Genomic DNA, 21,296 nt, shown 5'->3' with positions numbered 1-21,296 from the left:
GAGTAAGAGTAAGAGTAAGAGTAGAGTAGAGTAGAGTAGAGTAGAGGTAATGTTGAAGTACGTCGGAGTCGGCCGTGGGAGCTTGTGGCGTAGAGAGTGCAGTTGAAGTAGCTGTTGCCGTAGCCGTAGCCGTAGCTGTTGTAGTTGCTGCTGCAGTTACAGTTACAGTTACAGTTGAAGTTGAAGTTGAAGTTGAAGTTGAAGTTGAAGTTGAAGTTGAAGTTGAAGTTGAAGTTGAAGTTGAAGTTGAAGTTGAAGTTTACTGTAGTTCTTGCTGTCGAAGTTGCATTTGAGGCTGCAGTTGCAGCCCAGCCAAACCACAATAAACCCGCTCGGTCCAAATGGACCAGCGGGTTTTATGATCTAGTGGGTTTTTGCTTGTGCTTCCACTTCCACGGGACGAAACTCCGTACCTTCGGACAGATAGCGTCCGACCTTGTCGATCCACTCCTGAACGTAGTGATCTGTGGCCCATTGCGCCATGACGAGCTGTTCACCAGGCTCCAGATCTAAGGTAAGCTGGGGAATGCTGCCAGGTGCTTGCCCATAGGAGTAGAATTTGAGTGTATCTCCCTCGAAGATGACAAGCATGTCGTCCAAGGGGGAGGTTAGCGCATCCGTAGCTTTCGGCCACGAGGATTTGATATTGGTCCAAGAACAACAGATCTCATCGTGATTAACGACTTTGTCCGGCAATGGGCGTGGGAAATCACGCAATACGTAAGAATCAGGTTTCGATAAACTGGCTTTCGGCGTTTCAGCAACTTTGCCGACCCACTGTCCTGCCTCACGCTGCACGGTCCAACTCTGTCCCGATACCTCGCTCATCGCATTGTCTGCCATGCTCGACATCCTCGCAAGATCCGTACTCGTACTTGTGCCAAAGACATCCATTAAGGACACATGGTTCTTGTCTACTGGCTTTTTGTAGAATTGCAAGGTACGTGCTTCTTTCAATTGCGGGAGCGTGCGCACCCAGATGCGATCCGCATGATAGGGCGCATTGCCATTCCAAGCGGCCTCCGACTCGGCAATGGAGAGGTACTGGTTGCCAGCAAACAACAGTGTTTCTACGTGATTAAATTCTTGATCCTCTGGCTCTGTGAAGCGTTCTGTCTTGACGGGCTGATCAGCCAAATGAGCAGATAAATAGTGAGACTCACCTTTGTTCGTTTGATGTGTGAGGGAGTCGATTTTCCAGAAATTTTGCTTATACGGCATCAAAATACCAGTGCCTTCGGAGGTTTTCTGTAATTGCCCGCGAACGGGCGCAATGAGCATCGTCCGATAGGTGCTGTAACGAAGTGGCGACAGCACGCGCCCCTGGCTACCACTTGGGGCAGACTCATGCTCTGTCCGTAATCCAATCAGCAAGGCTGTGTTGATGGGAGCAGGCGGGGGCGTGGAGACGGTGACTTCCGCCGGCATCATTTTCCCTTCAAGAGCAGCAGCCTCACTTTGTGTATGCATCGTATGCCATGGGAAAAGAAGTACAACAGCCATGACCGTACCTAAACCAGCAACGCAGAGAAGAGGCTTTACCTTGGACTTATTGCGCTCCTTCTTTTGAATCGTTTGCTCAATGTCCTGCTGAAGCTTGGAGGTGAACCCCTTCTGTACGAGGGGGGCATCTTCCAATTGCTTCTGGAAGTCATCCGGCTCAGGAGTGTTCAAGCGCTTCACGCTCCTTCAGACTAAGAACCTTAAGTCTGGCGTGGTGAAGTCTGGATTTAACGGTCCCTTCCGAAATATCCAGAATAGCTGCCATTTCCTTGGTTGTCATCTGATAATGTGCGTGAAGAATTAAAATTTCTCTATATTTTGCGGATAAAGACATGACCTTCTGCCAAATTTCACTTGCATATAAATTCTCAACCGCTTCGGTTTCAGCCGAGCTTGCGGTACCTCCCGATTGCACGAATCCAACCAGAGTCACCTTGCGCCAAAATGCTTTGCGCATATAATCATAAGCCGTATTGCGGGTTATCGTAAGCAACCAGGTTTTAACCGCAGCTTCACCACGGAAAGTCGTCAGATTGCGATATACTTTTAAGAAAGCATCCTGTGCAATATCGTCAGCTGCATCTTTATTACGACAAATACTGAAGGCATAATTCCACACATCATTCCCGTAGGTCTCCATTAAATTACGAAGGATCACCTTCTGATCTGTTGTTTCTGCAATGTACTTCAAATAATCAAATACATGGACACCCGTCGTTTCCAATTCTCTCACCTCTCCTATATAGACGCATCTATTCCCGAAAAGTTCACCATTGGAAATAAAAACATTACTTATATCTTTCGTAAGCCCCTGCTCCTTTGTGCCTCATCAGAGCGTATTCTTTATTGAAACGTTTCATGCCCAATAGCTAGCGCGTGATCGGCAGGAAATTGTACCTAGTAAAGAGAACAATAAGGGTAGAAACTGGAACGTATGCGTTCTTGCTTGACAACGAAGCGCTTTAGCACGCAATATGAAGGAAGGACTAGATCCTTCGGAGAGGAAGAGCAGCATGAATTTCGTTGAGCATATAGCAGATCATTTGCGATCCGGGCTAATAAGCAATTATCCGCAGCCGATTGCCCTGAACCTAGGTTTAGTGTACACCGTGAAGCTAGAAGACAAGAAGACGAATTTAATTTGGCTTCCTTATGAATATACAGGTTTAGCTTACATCGATATGGGCCTGCAGGTAAATGTTTACCCGTACTACCGGGGTACAATTATCGAGGAAATTGAGCTTTCCCGAGGGACGGATCTCTACAAGCCACAGACGGAAGAAGCGTTCACAAAGGCTCTCTATACAAAGGGGTACGAGCTGCACCAACTGCTGCAGGAAGAGCAGTACAGTCATTTACAGGGGAGTGCACCTGATTACCTAGCTAAAATGATGTACATTGTCGACTGGATGCGTTATTACAATTCTGCTAAAGCGGTAGCAGGGACGAAAAAGCAAGTATAATCATGTTCACGATAGCAGATCTTGCTTTCTACCTAGTAGAGGGCAGGGTCTTTTTGGTCTTATATATGGCTATAGACCCAGTTAAGGGGGCTTGTCCTGCCTCAATGAATGGGCTTTTTAGCATGTTCTCAAAGACTAGTAGAAGGCTTATCCTAGAGAATGGTAGAAGTTGGTGCCGAAAATTAGGATAGAAGCGGAGAAATTGGCGATGATACGATGGAATAAATGGGTGGCAATTGCGACGATCGGTTGCCTATTATCAATAGGTGGTCTGCAAGGTAGAAGTGAGGCAGCGGGGTTTAAGGATATTGGGGGACATTGGGCGGAGCAGACGATTGATCAAATGGTACAGCAAGGTTTACTGGATGGCTTTCCAGATGGAACCTTCCGACCGGATGAGACCGTTACTGCAGACCAATTTGTGAAAATTGTACTGCTAGCCTTCACAGATAAGTTCCCGAATGGGGAACGGAAGTGGAAGACAAGCTTTTTACAAACGCTAAGCGCAAGTAATCAAAATATTTTAGGGCAGGACTACCGTGATTTCACGTTTAAGCCGAACACGGTCGGTTACTGGGCGAAGCCATATTTGGATTTGGCAAGTGATCTTCATTTTATAAGCAAAGGACAATTCACTGATTATAAAGCTTCATTGAAGCGAGAAGATGTCGCGGAGATTTTGTACTATTTATTGAAGGAAACGGAATATTTGGAGGACGAGACGTATAGTCTTGCGGCAGCATCCCATTTCGGAGATTTACAGAGCGCAACGAGCAGGCAGCAGAAGTTTATCGGAGAGTCGATGACGAAGGGGATCATGGAAGGGTATCCGAATGGTTACTTCGGGGTAGGTAAATATGTGACACGTGCCGAAGCGTTGCAAATTATTACGCGTTTGCAGACGAAATCGAAGCGAATCAGCGTGAAAAATGATAACGAAGCTTTTATCAAAGTCGTACCAACCAAGGATGGCAGCTACAAGAAGCTCGTTTTCCCAGATGAGCGCATGCTGCAAGCCTACGAAGTGATGGAACAGGCGGGCAAGCTGCGCGGGACGAATTACGATTTGGAAGAGACGACGCTGCGTTTATTTCGGAATTCAGAAGCCAAATCGCAATCCCTAAGCGGAGCTACGGCAGAAGCGCGCAACAGCAATGAAGCTTCTCTCTGGTTGGATCCACAATTTAAGACCTATGGGGTCACCGTACGATTGGAGGACGGGGTGCTTGCTCGTAATACGGAAAGCATCCGCAAGTTTACGGATTTCCTATTCGGGTATGATGCAGACATTTTCAACCGCCAATTTACGGATGCCTGCGCACGTGCCGCAGCGAAAGGTGTTCTTGAAACAACGACAACGCAAATCGGTAACTATTCGGTGGAAACACGACTGGAGTCGGATGGGAAGACGATCGTTTTCTCTATTATCCATTCGTAAAAGGTAGTTGCAAGCTGTACATACAAGTTGTTTTATATGTCCATTAATAGCAAAACATCTAGCTAACATGTACGTACAAGTGTATAATGTAGGTATTATACGTACATTTTATCGGAAGGTGTTGAGCTCAGATGCTAGAGGAATTGAGACAGCAAGTTTTGGAAGCCAATTTGGATCTGCCCAAATATCGGCTAGTTACGTTTACATGGGGCAATGTCAGCGGAATCGATCGTGAGCAAGGGCTCGTCGTGATCAAGCCGAGCGGCGTACCTTATGAGGATTTGAAGGCAGAAGACCTCGTTGTCGTAGATCTGCAGGGTAACCTTGTGGAAGGCAAAATGAAGCCATCTTCGGATACGCCAACGCATTTGGCCTTGTATCGCGCTTTCCCATCGATTGGCGGCATCGTTCACACGCACTCGCCGTGGGCGACAAGCTGGGCGCAGGCAGGCCGCGCGATTCCGGCACTCGGTACGACACATGCCGATTACTTCTACGGCGAAGTGCCGTGCACGCGTCTGATGACTGAGGCTGAGATTCAAGGGGCTTACGAGTTGGAGACAGGCCACGTGATCATTGAAACGTTCCGTGAGTTGGATCCCACGATGGTTCCGAGCGTGTTAGTGAACTGTCATGCACCTTTTAGCTGGGGCAAGGACGCGCATAACGCGGTTCATAACGCCGTTGTATTGGAAGAGGTTGCGAAGATTGCATATCGTACGTACAACTTGAATCCTTCCATTCAGCCGATGGACCAAACCTTGTTGGATCGTCATTTTCTAAGAAAGCACGGCGCAAACGCCTATTACGGACAAAAATAAGATCTTATTGAGGGCAATCGGCTGAATAGCGGATTGTCCTCTTTTTTGTATACATACATAAGGAGAGGTGTTACTCGATGAAAGAGACTAACTCCAGCGCGCTAGCGGCAATTGTAGAAGAGATAGTCAGTTTTGTAGACTAATTCTGGGGTTTCAGCTTCGTTTCTGCAGAGATAGTCGGTTTTGTAGACTAACTCCAGCGCGCTAGCGGCAATTGTAGAGGAGTTAGCGATTCAGTATCTTTTGGCGGGGAGCTGTTCATTTGGTATGATGAAAGTAGACTAGGCAGAAGAGGATGATGACAGATGTTTGCAAAATCGAATTACAGCGGCACAAGAGAAGAACAATATACCTTGCTGATCGAGCAAGTCCACGCATTAATACAGGATGAACCGAATCGTATTGCGAATCTGGCGAATGCATCTGCACTACTGGGACAGTTCTTAGGGGACATCAACTGGGTAGGATTCTATTTGGTGGACGAGCAGCTTGAGCGGAAGGAGCTTGTGCTCGGACCTTTTCAGGGATTGCCGGCCTGTGTGCGAATCCCTTTCGGTAAAGGGGTGTGCGGTACAGCTGCTGAGCGCATGGAAACTGTGCTTGTTCCTGATGTCCACTCTTTTCCGGGACATATCGCTTGTGATGCGGCTTCGCAATCGGAGATCGTGATACCGATTGTGGTGGGAGCCGAACTTGTCGGGGTGCTGGATATCGACAGCCCGAGCCTCAATCGGTTCGATGACGTCGACCAGCGTTATCTGGAGAAGTTCGTGCAGAAGCTCGCCGCTGCGATGTAGCGTAGACGTCTAGCGAGCGCTCGCCGACATTTCGGCGAAGCAACGTCTCGAAAAGAACCGCCAGCTGCTCTACGCAACTGGCGGTTCTTTTCGGTCTCATTATGAAGGGTAAGCGTCGGTGCTGATAATAGCCGATAGAAGCTTGCGCATCGATCGCGTGCCGACTTTATCCATGATTTTCTCGATGTGTACTTTGACTGTTTTCTCACTGATAAAGCAATAATCTGCGATTTCTTTGTTGCTATAACCACGCAAAGCGATCAGGCTAATAATTTCGGCTTCACGTGTTGTAAGGACATGTCGAGATGCAAAATGTGTGATAACAGAAGGTAGTTTGGCAGGAAGTAGATTTCTTACAAGATTCTCTTGAACAGGGGGCATGCTTAAACGACCTCAATATCTCAATAAATGTCTAGTGTATCCTTTATTATAACAGAATTAGCTATCCAATATCTTGCGAGGGCGTGTCGAATTTCCAAATTTTCATGTAACTTCTGTCGAGTGAAGCTTACAGAACACGGATTCCACGGCCAATTCTAGCCGCCCAGATGGAAATAGTGGGAACCAACCAGCATCTCACTAATCCTTGCTTTGAATTACAAGCAATAAGCCTGAGGAAAGCTCAATGAGGCCTTCTGGCTCAAGGAGAATATTACTGATGCCAAGCGACATCCCAATTTCAAGCGTTGCTTGATGAAGGGGATATTGGAAGCCGTGCAGCGTGATCCCCGTGACCTCTAGGCTTAGTGGAAGCAGGGAAGTATGTGTGTACGGACCCTTCCTCACGCGAGTAGGCCGATCGATCACCATGATGAGATTATTGGCATCCATAATTGCACAGGGAATGCCATGTGCAATGCCTTTGCGAAGCAAATGCACATTAGCAAGGGAATGATCGAACCGCGTGCCTAACGCGCCGACGAGCAGAATTTGGCTTGGCTTTTGATCCAGCGCCCAGTTAAAAGCCATCTCCGTATCGGTCAGATCCTTATAAATCGGATCACAGTCTATGAACTCTTTGCTAGAAGCTCGAATAAGGGCAAGCTCCTCGGTTGTAACGGAGTCGAAATCTCCCATCGAAATATGAGGAAGGTGGCCGTTTTGAATGAGGAATAGGGCCCCACGATCGGATCCAACCAGAATATCATCCGCGCGAATCTCCTCTAGCGCCCAATCGCCAAGTGTACCGCCTGTAATTATCATAATGCGTGTCATATAGGAATCCCCCGGGGAAAATTAACCAATGTATTCTCCCTAGTATAGCACAGAAGAGAGAAAAACCGAGAAGCCGTAGAGGCCGCTCGGTTTCTTTGTGCAGGATGCCTGCTTAGTAAAGCTTAGGTTCTTGCATCTACACGCTTACGCATAGGGTTAAGTTCCGACTGATCGTGATCAATCTCCGCCTCATCAGCAAAGCCTTGCAGCTCATACGTACTACGGCCTAGAACAAGATCGGCGGGGAACTCATCACCTCGTTTAAGAGTGACCTCTTGCCCAGCCTCATTGGCATAAATACCATCGGTTTCGACCGTATCGCCAGTCATGGGATCCATTGATTTGTTTTTCGACATCCAACATGCCTCCTTTCCTGTTGCTTATCCTTACCATTTCCAAGGTGGCAGGAAATTATGAGGAGAATCATGTAGAATGAGAAGGTCATCATAGCTTGTACGCAGAGAGGAATGAAAGACATGGCTTTATGGGGGACGATCGTGAACGCAGTTGCCATTATTATCGGTGGATTATTAGGCATCCTGCTGCCCCGCATCTCAGAAAGTATAAAAAACACAGTTCTGCAGGGCCTAGGGCTCGCAATCACTGTGTTAGGTATTACAATGGCACTCAAATCAGATCAAATTGTGCTCGTTATCATGAGTATTGTGATTGGCGGTATTCTTGGAGAGCTCATGCGAATAGAAGCGAATCTGACCAAACTTGGCGATTGGCTGCAGACCAAGATAAGCAAGCAACCGGCCTCTCATCCAGCAGCCCCAACTAGCATATCGGAAGGCTTCGTTACTTGTACGCTTGTCTATTGCATCGGTGCTATGGCGATACTAGGCCCCTTGGATGGCGGGCTGCGGCATAATCATGATATTTTATACACGAAGTCGTTGCTGGATGGGTTCTTATCCATCATCTTCGCATCGACATTGGGGATTGGCGTTGTCTTCTCTGCGGCATCCGTGTTCGTGATGCAAGGAACGATTGCGTTGTTGGCAACCGTGATCGCCATGGCGTTCAGCCAAGCCTCTCTGGATGCCATGATTGTACAAATTACCGCGGTAGGCGGCGTGTTGGTGATAGGTGTAGGAATGAATATTTTGCAAATAAGAAAGATCAACGTGGCCAATATGCTGCCATCACTTGTCATTGCCGCGGCAGCGGTGCCTCTCCAGCAGTTCATAACGGAGTGGCTGCATCGCTAGTGTTTAAATAGCGGAGCCGTTAAATTTGTACCCTACGCCTCGTACAGTAATGATGTAGCGGGGCTCGGCGGGATTAAGCTCAATTTTTTTACGTAAATTGCTAATATGTACAATGAGTGTGCGTGGATCGCCCATGCTGTCCAAGCTCCAAATGAGTTCAAAGAGGTGTTCGATTCTATAAACACGGTTAGGTGTCTTGGCCATTAGGGAGAGCAAGTCGAATTCTTTGGCTGAAAGGGAGATCGTTTGTCCATTGGCACGTACGATATGGCTCACGAGATCAATTTCTAAACCTGGGAATTTAACCAATTGGGGATCATCCTGATGCTGCTCACGAATGGAGTTGCGGCGAAGAAGTGCTTTGACCCGGGCTACAAGCTGACTTGGGCTGAATGGCTTCGTCATATAATCATCGCCACCCATGCTAAGACCAAGAATGATGTCAATATCCTCACTTTTACATGAAATAAATAGGATTGGCGTATTACTCGTTTTGCGGAGCTGACGACACACCTCTATACCATCAAGTCCTGGCAGCAAAATATCCAGAATAATGAGATCTGGCCTATGTTCTTTAACAATGCCAAACACATCATGTCCGTTATTAGCACTGATTACTTTGTAGCCTTCACGCGCCAAGTAGAGTTGAATTAACTGGACAATTTCTTGCTCGTCATCAACGACTAAAATGGTTTCTCCTGCCATGTTCGAAATCCCCCTCGGTGATGAAACAACTCCTAAAGTAAGAAGGGTGTTTCCCTCTCTCAAATATTACATATATTACCTACATTATAGAACGATTCTCCCGGAAATTTCTATCCATTTATTGACAATAAGCAGGTTCTCATATGCCAAACAGATACATTTAGGTATAAAGTAGGGTTAGGTTATTCAAAATGGGAAGTGAATTGACAGCAATCGCTAATTTTCGACTTTCTTATTGATGAAATTTTAGAAAGTCTTAATTTGATTTTTATGTATTCGTGTTAAGCTACCAAAGTCTCTATGGATGGCATAAGAGAGGGCGGCAGAGGTTATGAGCAATGAAATAGGTTCGGATTTTATCGATCATTCAAAAGTACCCAAAGCGATACTCGCACGTCAAATCATCGAGCAGGCATGGGATTTGTATTGTCAGTTGGATGCGCATGGCAATTTGATTTATGCTTCTAGCCGATTTCACGAAATAATGGGATCTGTGCCTGTTCATATTGAGCAATTTATCGAGGCGGTTGATGTGGAGTTTCGTCTAGATGTTTATAAATTGTTTGTGCATACCTTGCAAACGAAGACTAGCAGCAAACTTGAGTTTCGTGTGAGAGGGGCGAGTGAGGCTTACCTATGGTTGGAGTGTACAGCGATCCCTTTGTGTGATGAAAAGGGTGAGTTGATTGAGATTGCATTTGCACTTCAAGATCGTACACAGCACAAAAATCAAGAGAGTCACCTTATTGCGATGGCTTTCCATGACCCGCTGACAGGTTTGCCGAATCGTCGATTGTTTAAGGAACATGTGCATCAACTTCTGAAACTGGCTAAACGAACGGATCGTATGTTTGCACTCCTTTATGTAGATATCGATGATTTTAAAATCATTAATGATACGATGGGACATGATGTTGGAGATGCATTTCTGCAGGAATTCGTCGAACGGGTACAGAGATGCCTACGAGAATGTGATATGTTTGCCCGAATGGGGGGAGATGAGTTCACGATTCTCTTACCGGCTGTGGACTGCCAGGAGCATGTAGAAGGAATTGCTAGACGTATTCTAGCGAGTGTCGAGCAAACATGGGAAGTACAGGGGCACGCTTTCCGATCAACGGTTAGTATGGGCATTACAATGTATCGTTCCGATCATACGGATGTCACCCAAATGATGAAGGAAGTCGATATCGCCTTATATCAAGTGAAGGGCAAGGGTCGAAATCACTATCGATTTTATAGTCATGGGTAATCTGCTATGACGATGGATACACGCTGGGAAAAGAGCGCTCACACGTATTTGGAAACCGTTATGGAGGGGTGTAATCACGCTGCTGTAACGGTTTTTTGGCGTATCTCCCTTATGTTCCCGGTGTTTTGAAATAAGTTATTCCGGGAACTAAGAGTTTGATTCGGTGATGATGGAGTTGGATGAGAAGTTCTCTCTATTCTTTCTCAAGCAAGAAATTACGCATTGCTACGTAATTGAAATTGACAGCCATGTCTGAGGGATTGCCCTTTGTACTCATCCAGTGTGCCAAAGCGGTAAGCTGCCATTCGATTTTATCTCTTGTCCCCAGGATCCAATCGTCGACGTAGCCTGATAGAAGATGCTGCGGAAGGTTTTCCCATATCTGAAGAATACTAGCGGTCTTCACTTCCTCATTCTGTTCGGCCATCGCTTCTTTAAGGTTATGCATCAAATCGAGCAAATCGCAACGTATATTCCCTTGTAGGGTTACATGCTCGCGGTCGATCCGCAGAAACTCATTCCCTTCTGAATGCTGTTCAAGTAATGATTTCAAATGATTCAAGCAGACCCGTAAATAATTTTGTGCTTTCTTCAGTTCGTAATTAGGCCATAAATCATCGTACATTTGTTGCCGCGTTGCATTGGGGAAGAGCAACAAATACAGCAACAGTTGCTTGGCGAACCGTTTGTTCCAGCCGGTAGGAAGCTCAACACCATTCACACAAATCCGGAATGAATGCAGGAATTGAATGTCCAATTCTTGCCCGTTATGTAAGAGATGTTGTCCCGATTGAATGACTTTATGCAAGGAAATCGTGGTATCTGGCAATGAGTTTTCTGTATCGATCGCGATTGAAGACAAGGTGTCGATATGTTTACAAACCCAATAAGCTGTCCACTTGGGCTGATCTAAGAAAACCAGGTTCGCGGAGCCAGGGATAACTTGGAAGCGTCCTTGCGGAATATAACTGGCACTTATAGCAGAAAGCACAGGCGTATAAACGGGGTCCTGCTCTCCTCCCAAAAGAATGGTTGGCGTATTCAAACTCTTTAAATCAGCAATCGTATCGTTGTCACGGAATAGCTGTAAGAGTTTGAGGTAGTTCCCTGTATGGACACTTTGATAGGCTTGAGAGACGCGTGAGCGTATTGGATCAGATTCATGCTGAACCGTCAATGAAGGCAGGATATGTGTAATAAAACTGGTGCGATCGCTGCTTAGCATAAGCTTTATTCGATCTTCAATCCCTTGTTTTAAATATTCAGATGGAATAAATCCCGGCAAGGAGAGTAAGCTTAGCGTTTGAATACGTAAGGGGACTCGCAAAGCTGCTTTAACAGCGAGATTGGCACCAAGGCCATGGCCGATGAGATGAACGGTGTCTAATCGGTTTTTATCCAAAAAAGCGACAAATTGGTCGCATATATCAAGCCAAGTGATAGGGAGTGGATGTACTTGCCCATCTCCGTGGCCCGGCAAGTCATAGGTAATTACGTAATATTTATCATACAAATAGGGCGTCAAACTCTCCCATAATGCGCTATTCAGCCCTAATCCATGAATAAGTACGACAGTTTGTTTGGGTCTCTCGAGCTTACTAGAAGGAGGCTCGGAATCGAAAATATCATTAATAAGGCGCATGACCTACTCCTTAATGTGTCTAAAGTGCTAGCGTGTAATGCTATTGTAATTCCTTATTTAGTAAGATGGAAGTCGAAATACTAGAAAATTTGTGAAATTATGTACAAGGAGGAAGAGTGGGGAATGAGTAAAAAGACGTCATTACGTTGGTTACAGCTTGCGCTTGCCGTTATATTATTATTTGGCAGCAGTTTACCAGCGTTCGCGGAGGTTCAGGAAGTCAATGGTGTGATTGCTCAGGTCGAAAATGAAACGGGGGCACCTATGCAAGATGGAGAGGTGTATCTCTATGGATACATGCACTATTCTTCAAATGGGGAACAGCAGTATTATACGAACCAGTCATTCAAGACCAAGGTTCGTAACGGGGAGTTCTTCATTCCCAATACGTTTATTTTACATGGTAAGCAGTATGAACTTCAAGTAAGAGGAACATCTTCCGCTGGTGAAAGCATTGTTTACCACTATAGCTTTATAGGTGGAGATATAAGCAGCCTCACTTTCGCCAAAGACCAATTAAAGAAACTAACATTTACACATAGTAAGATGGCAACAGGTAATTTGATACTGATGCCTACAGATATTTATGGCAAGACAGATAGGGGATCCTATCCTATGTATACCAGTCCATTCAATGAGGAAGGTAAAGCGACAGCATGGGTAGCTTCCAACGCAGCATTTAAAGCATATGCATCTCTTGTGACACAAGGTTATGCAGAAACGTATATGTTAGAGACAAGCATTCCTGCCGATAGGCAAAGCGGGCAATCCTTCTCTTTCGGCGGTGAGACGGTCAAGGTTACACCACCGACAGGTTATGATTACTCAGGGGTATCGCTTGGCTTGCAAAACGTGGGATCAGAATTTCAGGCTCCAATAGGTTATGTTAGTAAAGGCATGTTAGGCAGCGTAAATTTCAGTGTAGTAAAAGATAATACGCGATATAGTTTTTCAAGAGGTAATATGTCTTTTACAGAAGACATGGCTCTTCAACTGGATAACGCATTTCGAGGGACAGTACCCTATTCATACAGCAACGGAAATGGCGGATACGCTGCATCAACTTATTACTTAGACAGATATAATAATCAATTGCAATACGTAGATACCTTATCAGCGGGCGCTTTCAGCACGTCTATGCAAGAGAAGGGACTCTGGAATGAAACGTTAGGTACGAATGGAACACCGGTCCGGTCTTCGCTCAACAGCACCGGGACTGGTATCGATCCAACTGGTAGCGTACAAGCGCTTAATTGGGATGACCCCGTATTGGAGTATCAGCTTAGCCAGAATGGCACAATCCTGAGAACCATTTCAGGGATGAGACAAATCTCGCAACCTATTCAAATCAATAATATTTCTCAAGGCACTTATCGTCTTAAATTGAATAGGCAGTTGTTTCCTACCAGTGTCGTGTCTTTATCCTTGGATCAGTCCATTCAGATGGGACAAAACAACAGCGCGAAGTCGATTGGTGTTCAACTACCTTCCGGTTATTCAACCAGTAATCTAACTAGAGCAGCAATTTTTGAACTCGACGGCAGTCGTGTGACAGCTAGTAACACGATGTCTGGCGGCAGTCTTGAATTTTATCAAGAGATTAATCCTGAGCGGCAATATCGAATAGTGGCCGCATATCTACTTTCGAGTACGACGGGGAGTCCAACTGCCAGTTATCTGGTAGACCAAACTTTCACAGGTGGGCAAATGAAGAATTTACAATCGCTGCCGCTTCAAAGTGGACTTGTTCGGACGGTATTCTCTCTGGACGGAACATCGATTACACGAATGGCAAATGTGGTTTTATCTTTACCACTACCAGCTTTGAATGACCAGTTAGCGTTCTCAGCTCCAGGTGTATTATTAAGTACGCCAATTACGTTGGAGGCATCACTTGTTGGTACAGATGGCTCAACGAATGCGTATCATTACAATAAGTCAGTTACCATTCCGGCACAAGTGGAGAATGTCGTAAGTTTCGCAGAGTTGGCAAGCAGCCTGATTCCAGTGGAATTGAAGAATGGTCAAACCAACGTTCCTTTTGAAATGGTCAGTGTGCTTAAATCCAACTATTCCTCCTCGTCTAGCGTACCATCCAGCAGTATAACTGAAGAGAATGCGTTAACGAAATTGTATACGACGCCAGGCGAGTATCGCTTCCAGTTTTCTCAGATTAAGAAAGCGGACTATGAAACACCGTGGCGCTACATATGGAGTTCGGAACGAAGAGGCTACTCACAAGCTACTAGCTTGAGCTTTACTGATGACATTCAAGGAGTGTTCGGCCCAATCCAGGCATATGATTATACGAATCCTGATCGGACGTTACTTTACACTTCGGCCATCATCAAATCTGGTGACTTGAATCTGAATCAAGTGTTCGTCAAGCAAGGCAAGGATTATCAAACGTTTAGCACCGCAATTATAGGGAAAGGCCCTTATGAAGACGGAGGGTATGGCTTCTATAATTCAGTCCCTGGGACGCTTACAGTCAAAGATCAGAGCGGCAATGTTGTAATAAAATCAGATTCTTCTTATTCGGATTCGGTTTATGCAGAGGTTCCTGACAAAAACGGCAATTATCTGCTAACCTACCAATTACCAATTGGACCTGGACAAGAAATTGCAATTTCTCAGTCTTATCCTCCAGGCGATCCGAACGCTCCTCCTGGCAAGCCGGATCCGAAAGCAACCTTCGCTGGCCAAGGGCTTAAGCTGACTTGGGATGCTGTTTCCGGAGCGTCGTATTACGACATCTATGCGGCAGAGCAAGGTCAAACTTTGGTCAAAATCAAAGGAAATGTTACGGGAGCATCGTTCACTTACGCAGAGGCCCAACCTGGCAAGATCTACGATCTCAAGGTTGTTGCGGTAAATAGCAAGGGCATCAGCACGGAGTCCAACGTTATTCACTTCGTTGTTCCAGCATTTGCTGTGTCACAGCTAGATGTGAAGTCATCCACAGTTCAAAGTTCTGCAGGACTTCTCAAGATCGGCAGCCTATTGCCCATTGAACTGACAGGATCTATCGGAGAGGGAATTAGCGCGAAAGCGGTGGTTTCTTTCAAGAAAGGTACGGGTACAGAGGTGTTCACGGAGGAGGTCGTTCTCACACCTAGCCAAGGCAAGTACCTAGGTACATTCGAGATCAAAGAAGGTGTGACCGAGATTGTTTCGGTTAAAGCTTATTTGACGAGAGAGGGAACGAACTCGGACGAGAAAAAAGTAGAGTTGAACAAGAAAGTCGGCGCAACGCTGGCAGGTACTATTAAGCAGCGCGACGCAGCCGTCACAGATAAACCGGATATAGAATTTATCATTGATGGCCAATACGTAAAAGTAAATACGGATGCCAACGGTAACTTTACGGCAGCAGGTTTGCCGGGTGGTGCAGTTAAAATAAATGTAATAAGTGGTACAGAGCGCTACACGGATGTGATTCAGGGAATTACAACAGAGCTTGGTGTCAAACAGACGGGTGTGATTGTTCGATTGCCAGTGGTGCAGAACGTAAAGATTCGTTTACTCGAACAAGGAACGCAGGTGCCTGTAGCAAAACAGCTGCGCGTTTCAATTACAGGTTCTGTCAACAAAGAAGGGTATATCGGACAGGACGGTTACTTCGTGAGCTACTCTGGTGAAACGGAGCTTAAGCGATTAAAGCCAGGAAGCTACACGATATCCGTTATTGGCGATAGTTTATATGAAGAAGTGAAAACTACCTTTAACATAGACGAATCTACCAATTACGTAATGAATCCGGTAACGATCTCAGTTGCCAAAAAAATCAAAGAAATGGCCAATGTGACGTTAAAGCTCTTCATGCCAGAAGGGGCTGAAACGAGTCAGTTGGAATCTTATTATCTGTACAGTTCCACTGCTGCTCAGTCATTCGGTTGGGAGTCAGGTTATCTCTATGGCTACAATCAAGCTATGACCGTATCGGAACGTGTCTACGTGCCGAATCCATTGCTTGTGCAGGGAGGCGCAGATCCAACGGTTACTCAAAAAGTATACGGATATTATGGTACGTTATCACTTCCGGGGATTACGGCCGCAAATGACTATACACTTAACGTTTCCGTACCTGGTTTTCAACCAGTGAACAAGTCCCAAGTAACCGTTGTTACAGGAACTTCGACGATTGAGGTTGCGCTTCAGCCTTCGGTTGTGTATACCGGTCGGATCGTAGATGAAGCTGGCCATCCGATAGTGGGTGCTGACGTATCCGCGTATGCAGGATCCTCTTATGCGTATGCGCGTACGGATGCGGACGGAAACTACAGACTTGATCGACTAGGTGAAGCTAGTCAAATTCAGATCTCGGTGCATGCTGTTGGATTTACGGATAATATGGGGGTTCAACAGGTAACTGATCATCAAATTCCAGTGATTACACTTGAAAATGATCAATTTATACACGGCAAAGTTGTTGATAAAAATAATCAACCACTGAAATATGTAAGTGTATTTGCAAGCAACAGTAAGAACAGCGGATGGGCAAGAACTGACGCTGATGGATATTTTAAAATCCGTGGATTGTCTGCAGGAACTTACAATTTCACTGCGTCATTGTACGGTTACCCGAGCTATGAGAATAATCTCGCAACTAGCACAGATCAACGAACCATCGTTCTACAGTCACAAGGTGGACACTTCTTCGGAGAAGGGAATAGTTTTGCTCCGTCTGTGGCTACAGTTATTTTAGGGAAAGAATTTAGCTACAGTTTGAAATATAAAAATAATAGTACAACTCCAGCGGGCAGCACGATATGGCATATTGAACTGCCGTCCAATGTGAAGTTGGTTAATGGTTCTGTTGAATTGAATGGTAAAATAGTAAATGTAACGGCTACGAACGGTGTACTTCAAGTTCCAGCCGGAGATGTAATTGCGGGGGGAAGCGGTGAAATCAGCTTTAAGGCTCTCGTAGACCAAGCCGATGAAGCTTCGATTCGTACCTCTGTTTACCCAGTCATTAACGGAAATAAAGAAGAACCAACACAGATCGCTACTTCGAACGTATTGTACGTGACTTTGAATGCACCTGCAGTAACCGGGGATAAAAAGATCAAAGTATACGGGTCGACAAAACCAGGTTCTACGGTGGAAATTTTTGCTGGTTCCATGAGTCTGGGACGTGTGACAGCAGAAGGCCGCTGGTGGTATGCGGATGTTGTATTGCCAGTAGCCGATGGTGCGGATGAAGCTGAGCTTCGACTGACTGCGCAAGTTGTAGAAAATAATCAAAGCCAATCTTCAGAAGCTGTGAATGTGAAGTATAAGTCCGGTGTACCGGGGATTGATGAAGCTAGAATTACAGCGGGTTGGAACGTAGATGTGAAGTTGAATCCAAAAGTTTCGGTAGCTACTTTTGCAGTTACGGAGAAAACACCGATTTCAACCAAAGTTGTATTTAAAAAGGCTGTCGAACAGGCTTCCATTTCCTTTATCGGAAGCACATATCCATTGACCAAAGCTAGTGACGGGAAAACCTTTACAGGTGAAGTACCTTATGGATGGAGCTCATACGGAGAGCAAATGCTTACGCTCACTTATGTTAATGATGGGCAGAGTGTTACTGTGCCTCTAATGGAAGTTATCGTTCTCATCGATCCATCGGGTTATGTGTTTGAAGGTAGTATGGATAACCGCGTGTCTGGTGTGACAGCTGTCGTACAACAGCAAAATAACACGCAATGGAGCAGCTGGGATGCAGACAATTATGGTCAAATCAACCCGCAAACCACGGATGTGGAAGGTCGCTACGGTTGGGATGTCATGCAAGGCAACTGGCGTGTATTATTTAGCAAAGAAGGCTTTGAAGACTACACTTCCCGTACTGTAGTTGTGCCTCCTGCGGAAACACAGTTGAATGTACCGCTAGTTCGTACAACAACGCCAGAGATCACGTCTATCACACCGGCGAACAATGCGCAGGATGTCAATGTAAGCTCGAATGTGGATATTGTCTTTGATCGCCCAATGGATGAAACGAGTTTGAATGCGGATGTTATTCAGCTTGTGAAGGTTGAGGGAGTGCAAGAGACAGCGATTGATGTTACATTTGAGTACCAGCACATGAAGGGCTACAAAGAAGATTTATCATTGCGAGATGCTCAGCTGCTTGATGGCAACAACATGAGTGGTTGGTTTATTGAAGATGATTCTAAGAAATTAAGCAAGAAGCTGACACTGAAACCGAAAACGGCTCTTGCGTCAGGTTCGACATACAAAGTTATCATTAAAGGCAACTTGATTGACTATAGCGGCAGTAACGTACTCGTGGCTGACACAAGCTTGACGTTTAAGACAGCAACTTCGAAAACGCCGATTATATCTGGCGGTGGTGGTGGCGGTAATTCTGTTGCTTCGAATGAAGTGGAACTAGATTTCGTTATGTTAACCAAATCCGTGGCTAACAATGAAGTGGTTGTAACGCTGGCTGACAAACAAGATACCCTTCTCGTCAAAGGGAATGTATGGAACGCCATTCAATCGAAAGGTTACATCGTGAAACTGCAGCATAAAGATGCTGAGGTTACGATCCCAGCCAAAGCTTTTGCCTTAAAAGATGACGAGACATTAGAAGTAGTATTGCAACCGAGCAATGCGATTTATCCTGCCGGTTATACAGCTTCAAGCCAAACGCTTCAAGTGAGCTTGGGCAAGAAGACTAACGGCAAGAAAGAAGAGCTTACAACTGTTGAGCCATTAATCTTGAGGCTTTCAGCAACGCCTTCGAATGAACCTGCGTTACTAGGCGCATACGAATTCGTTAACGGTACGCCACATTACCTGGGTAGAGAAATCAATGTATCCTTCTCTGCATCAGGAACATTCGGATTGGCTACATTCGAACGCAAATTTACAGATGTAGCTAGTCACTGGGCAATTCAAGATATTCGATATTTAGTGTCTCATCACATCGTAGATGGCATTACAGATACGGAGTTTGATCCTGCAGGTACAACAACACGTGGGCAAATTGCCAAATTGTTTGCACAAATGCTGCAATTAAAGAATTCAGATACAGCGTCTTCCTTCACAGATGTTCCAGCAAATGCATGGTATGCGGATGCCGTAGCTGCTGTAGAGAAAGCAGGTATCTTCCAAGGAGCAGATGGACAATTCCGTCCTGATGCGGCAATCAGCCGACAAGAGCTCGCTGTTGTGATTTCGCGTTTAGTGAAGCAGGCCGATCAGGTGGTTAACAAAACATTTGCGGATCAATCGCAGATTGCGGATTGGGCAAAAGCAGGTGTGAACGCAGCTGTGAAGCTAGGTATTATCCAAGGGGATGATGCTGGCAAATTCCTGCCGCAAGCTAACGCAACCCGCGCAGAGGCAGCGGCTATGATTCATCGTTTAATCCAAGCTTTAGACAAAGAGTAGATATGAACTAGCGATGAATATTCGTTAGAGAGCCAAGTATGTTGACCGTTACGGCAGGGTGTAATCACGCTGCCGTAACGGTTTTTTGGCGTATCCCCAATATTTACTCGTAGCGATTTTGGTAGGTTTCTAGGATGATAGAAGGAATCAAAACGAATCGAATAGGGGATGAGACAAGATGAAATCCAAACGTGGATGGCGAAGGCTTGTTGTGGCCCTAGTCGTCGTCGGTGCGATGTGCCAGGTTACTTTCGTGAACAAGAATGAGGTTTTAGCAGGGGCTACGGTAGCTCAGGGGAAGTTCAATATGTCGTACTTATTCAGCGGAGCTCCTAGTACCTATACGTCACAAGTCAATAAGAGCGGGGATACCTTAGACGTGGTATCGCCGAGTTATTATCATATAAATGAAGATGGTACTATAGAAGTCACCGATCTGCAGGCGTCCTTCATAACGGAGATGCACAGGCAAGGGAAGAGAGTTGTTCCTTTTCTAAGTAATGATTTTGACAAAACGATTGGTGAAAAAGCGATTGATGAACGCGAAACTCTAGTGAAAGAACTTGTCGCAAGTATCAAAGCTAATCAGCTAGACGGCATCCAGTTAGATATTGAAAATGTAGGCGCGGAATACCGTGATAAGTACACTGATTTCGTTAAAATGTTGCGAGCGGAGCTGCCGAGTACGATGGAGGTTTCGGTTGCTGTCGCCGCAAATCCAACAGGTTCTATGACAAACTGGATTGGTCTGTATGACTATAAAGCATTGGCAGCGGTCAGCGATTATCTGATGGTTATGACCTATGATGAGAGCTATCCTGGTGATCCGACACCGGGACCTGTTGCTAGCTTACCCTTTGTCGAGAAATCCATTCAGTATGCGTTGTCCCAAGCTCCAGCGAATAAAATCGTATTGGGCATGCCGTTATATGGCCGGTATTGGAACCAAGATCCCGCATCGAATGGGGCAGGGATAGCTGCTAGGAGTGTTCAAAAATTGGTAGATCAATATCATGGGACAGTCCGTTATGATGCAGCGAGCCAGTCACCTGTTGCTACCTTCACGATTCAAGCAACGGATGCGAAAGCAACCGTGAACGGCACAGAATTAGCAGCCGGTACTTACACGGTTTGGTTCGATAACGAGCAATCTATGAAAGCTAAGCTGAAGCTAGTAGGGAAATATCAGCTAAAAGGAACAGGCAGCTGGAGCTTAAATCAAGAGGCTGACGATACTTGGAGCTACTATCAGTTGTGGGCGGATGGTTTTTACTTCACAGATGTGCAAAAGCACTGGGCACAGGCTGACGTCCTGAACGCCGCGAATCGCGGCTGGATGCTCGGCACAGCCGCAGACACATTCGCGCCCGACGCGGCGCTTACAAGGGCAGAAGCCGCGACGATTATCGTGCGCGTGCTTGGGTTAGAGAGCGCGGCGGCCGCCAGCGCCGCGTTCAAGGATGTGCCTGCGACCCACTGGGCGTCGCAGTCGATCGGGATCGCGCAGCAGAACGGGCTGATGCAAGGCATCAGCAACGATCGCTTCGCGCCCGATCAGAGCATGACGCGGGAGCAGATGAGTGTGCTGCTCTCCCGCGCCTTAAAGCTGGCCACGCCTGCTAGTGGCGTGGCGAAGACGTTCACGGACGTGCCAGCGAGTAGCTGGTCGGCAGAGGCCATTGCTGCGATGAGCAGCAGGGGCCTTGTCGACGGCTTCGAGGGCGGCACGTTCCGCCCGCTCGCGTCCTTGACGCGAGCGCAGATGGCTGCGCTGCTGAGCCGCGCGCAGCCGCTGCTCACGCAGTAGGCAGAAGAGGGTCCCAAGCCATGTGAGTGGCGTGGGACCCTTTT

Annotated in this window: 16 protein-coding genes; 9 read left to right on the top strand and 7 right to left on the bottom strand. The window is 46.2% G+C overall.

Going from position 1 to position 21,296, the window contains the following annotated elements:
- Nucleotides 1–74 precede the first annotated feature (74 nt).
- On the top strand, nucleotides 75–293 hold the full coding sequence (locus GC096_RS21000) for a hypothetical protein (RefSeq protein WP_171632750.1): 219 nt from the start codon (nucleotides 75–77) through the stop codon (nucleotides 291–293).
- A gap of 70 nt (nucleotides 294–363) precedes the next feature.
- Here the strand turns inward: GC096_RS21000 and GC096_RS20995 are convergent, their stop codons facing one another.
- Nucleotides 364–1,674: a hypothetical protein gene (locus tag GC096_RS20995; RefSeq protein ID WP_171632896.1), complete on the bottom strand. Its 1,311-nt coding sequence runs from the start codon at nucleotides 1,672–1,674 to the stop codon at nucleotides 364–366.
- Nucleotides 1,661–2,227, bottom strand: a complete 567-nt coding sequence (locus GC096_RS20990; RefSeq protein ID WP_056610767.1) for an RNA polymerase sigma factor — start codon at nucleotides 2,225–2,227, stop codon at nucleotides 1,661–1,663. The genes GC096_RS20995 and GC096_RS20990 overlap by 14 nt, the downstream gene beginning before the upstream one ends.
- A gap of 289 nt (nucleotides 2,228–2,516) precedes the next feature.
- Here GC096_RS20990 and GC096_RS20985 point away from each other — a divergent pair, with 289 nt between their 5' ends.
- From GC096_RS20985 to msrC, 4 genes are all read left to right on the top strand, one after another.
- Nucleotides 2,517–2,966 (top strand): hypothetical protein, encoded by a 450-nt coding sequence (locus tag GC096_RS20985; protein ID WP_246302863.1) that lies wholly within the window; start codon nucleotides 2,517–2,519, stop codon nucleotides 2,964–2,966.
- Between the two features lie 208 nt (nucleotides 2,967–3,174).
- The gene (locus tag GC096_RS20980; RefSeq protein WP_171632895.1) at nucleotides 3,175–4,404 is read left to right on the top strand and encodes an S-layer homology domain-containing protein; all 1,230 of its coding nucleotides are present in this window, start codon (nucleotides 3,175–3,177) and stop codon (nucleotides 4,402–4,404) included.
- Between the two features lie 131 nt (nucleotides 4,405–4,535).
- The gene (gene araD / locus GC096_RS20975; protein WP_171632893.1) at nucleotides 4,536–5,225 is read left to right on the top strand and encodes an L-ribulose-5-phosphate 4-epimerase; all 690 of its coding nucleotides are present in this window, start codon (nucleotides 4,536–4,538) and stop codon (nucleotides 5,223–5,225) included.
- A 305-nt stretch (nucleotides 5,226–5,530) separates the two neighbouring features.
- A complete protein-coding gene (gene msrC / locus GC096_RS20970) occupies nucleotides 5,531–6,022 on the top strand; it encodes a free L-methionine (R)-S-oxide reductase MsrC (RefSeq protein WP_171632891.1) in 492 nt (163 codons plus the stop codon).
- A gap of 99 nt (nucleotides 6,023–6,121) precedes the next feature.
- Here the strand turns inward: msrC and GC096_RS20965 are convergent, their stop codons facing one another.
- The 3 genes from GC096_RS20965 to GC096_RS20955 form a co-directional block, all read right to left on the bottom strand.
- A complete protein-coding gene (locus GC096_RS20965; RefSeq protein ID WP_171632890.1) occupies nucleotides 6,122–6,403 on the bottom strand; it encodes a response regulator transcription factor in 282 nt (93 codons plus the stop codon).
- Between the two features lie 198 nt (nucleotides 6,404–6,601).
- The gene (locus GC096_RS20960) at nucleotides 6,602–7,237 is read right to left on the bottom strand and encodes a thiamine diphosphokinase (protein ID WP_171632888.1); all 636 of its coding nucleotides are present in this window, start codon (nucleotides 7,235–7,237) and stop codon (nucleotides 6,602–6,604) included.
- Nucleotides 7,238–7,359: 122 nt separating this feature from the next.
- A complete protein-coding gene (locus tag GC096_RS20955; RefSeq protein ID WP_056610744.1) occupies nucleotides 7,360–7,593 on the bottom strand; it encodes a hypothetical protein in 234 nt (77 codons plus the stop codon).
- Between the two features lie 120 nt (nucleotides 7,594–7,713).
- On the opposite strand from GC096_RS20955, the gene GC096_RS20950 reads away from it, so the two are divergent.
- Complete coding sequence (locus GC096_RS20950; protein WP_171632886.1) at nucleotides 7,714–8,451, top strand: DUF554 domain-containing protein; 738 nt, start codon at nucleotides 7,714–7,716, stop codon at nucleotides 8,449–8,451.
- Nucleotides 8,452–8,454: 3 nt separating this feature from the next.
- Here GC096_RS20950 and GC096_RS20945 read toward each other — a convergent pair whose 3' ends face one another.
- Nucleotides 8,455–9,156, bottom strand: coding sequence for a response regulator (locus tag GC096_RS20945; RefSeq protein ID WP_171632884.1), 702 nt, complete (start codon nucleotides 9,154–9,156; stop codon nucleotides 8,455–8,457).
- A gap of 331 nt (nucleotides 9,157–9,487) precedes the next feature.
- Here GC096_RS20945 and GC096_RS20940 point away from each other — a divergent pair, with 331 nt between their 5' ends.
- On the top strand, nucleotides 9,488–10,408 hold the full coding sequence (locus tag GC096_RS20940) for a sensor domain-containing diguanylate cyclase (RefSeq protein WP_171632883.1): 921 nt from the start codon (nucleotides 9,488–9,490) through the stop codon (nucleotides 10,406–10,408).
- 193 nt (nucleotides 10,409–10,601) lie between these two features.
- Here the strand turns inward: GC096_RS20940 and GC096_RS20935 are convergent, their stop codons facing one another.
- A complete protein-coding gene (locus GC096_RS20935; protein ID WP_171632881.1) occupies nucleotides 10,602–12,050 on the bottom strand; it encodes an alpha/beta fold hydrolase in 1,449 nt (482 codons plus the stop codon).
- A gap of 123 nt (nucleotides 12,051–12,173) precedes the next feature.
- On the opposite strand from GC096_RS20935, the gene GC096_RS20930 reads away from it, so the two are divergent.
- Together GC096_RS20930 and GC096_RS20925 are read left to right on the top strand one after the other, a co-directional pair.
- Nucleotides 12,174–19,445: an S-layer homology domain-containing protein gene (locus GC096_RS20930; RefSeq protein WP_171632880.1), complete on the top strand. Its 7,272-nt coding sequence runs from the start codon at nucleotides 12,174–12,176 to the stop codon at nucleotides 19,443–19,445.
- Nucleotides 19,446–19,623: 178 nt separating this feature from the next.
- Nucleotides 19,624–21,252: an S-layer homology domain-containing protein gene (locus GC096_RS20925; protein ID WP_171632878.1), complete on the top strand. Its 1,629-nt coding sequence runs from the start codon at nucleotides 19,624–19,626 to the stop codon at nucleotides 21,250–21,252.
- Nucleotides 21,253–21,296: the final 44 nt, after the last annotated feature.

It is taken from the genome of Paenibacillus plantarum (assembly GCF_013141695.1).
Lineage (GTDB): Bacteria > Bacillota > Bacilli > Paenibacillales > NBRC-103111 > Paenibacillus_E > Paenibacillus_E plantarum.
Note: the sequence above shows the minus strand (reverse complement) of the source record. Positions and strands in the feature narration are given on the sequence as shown.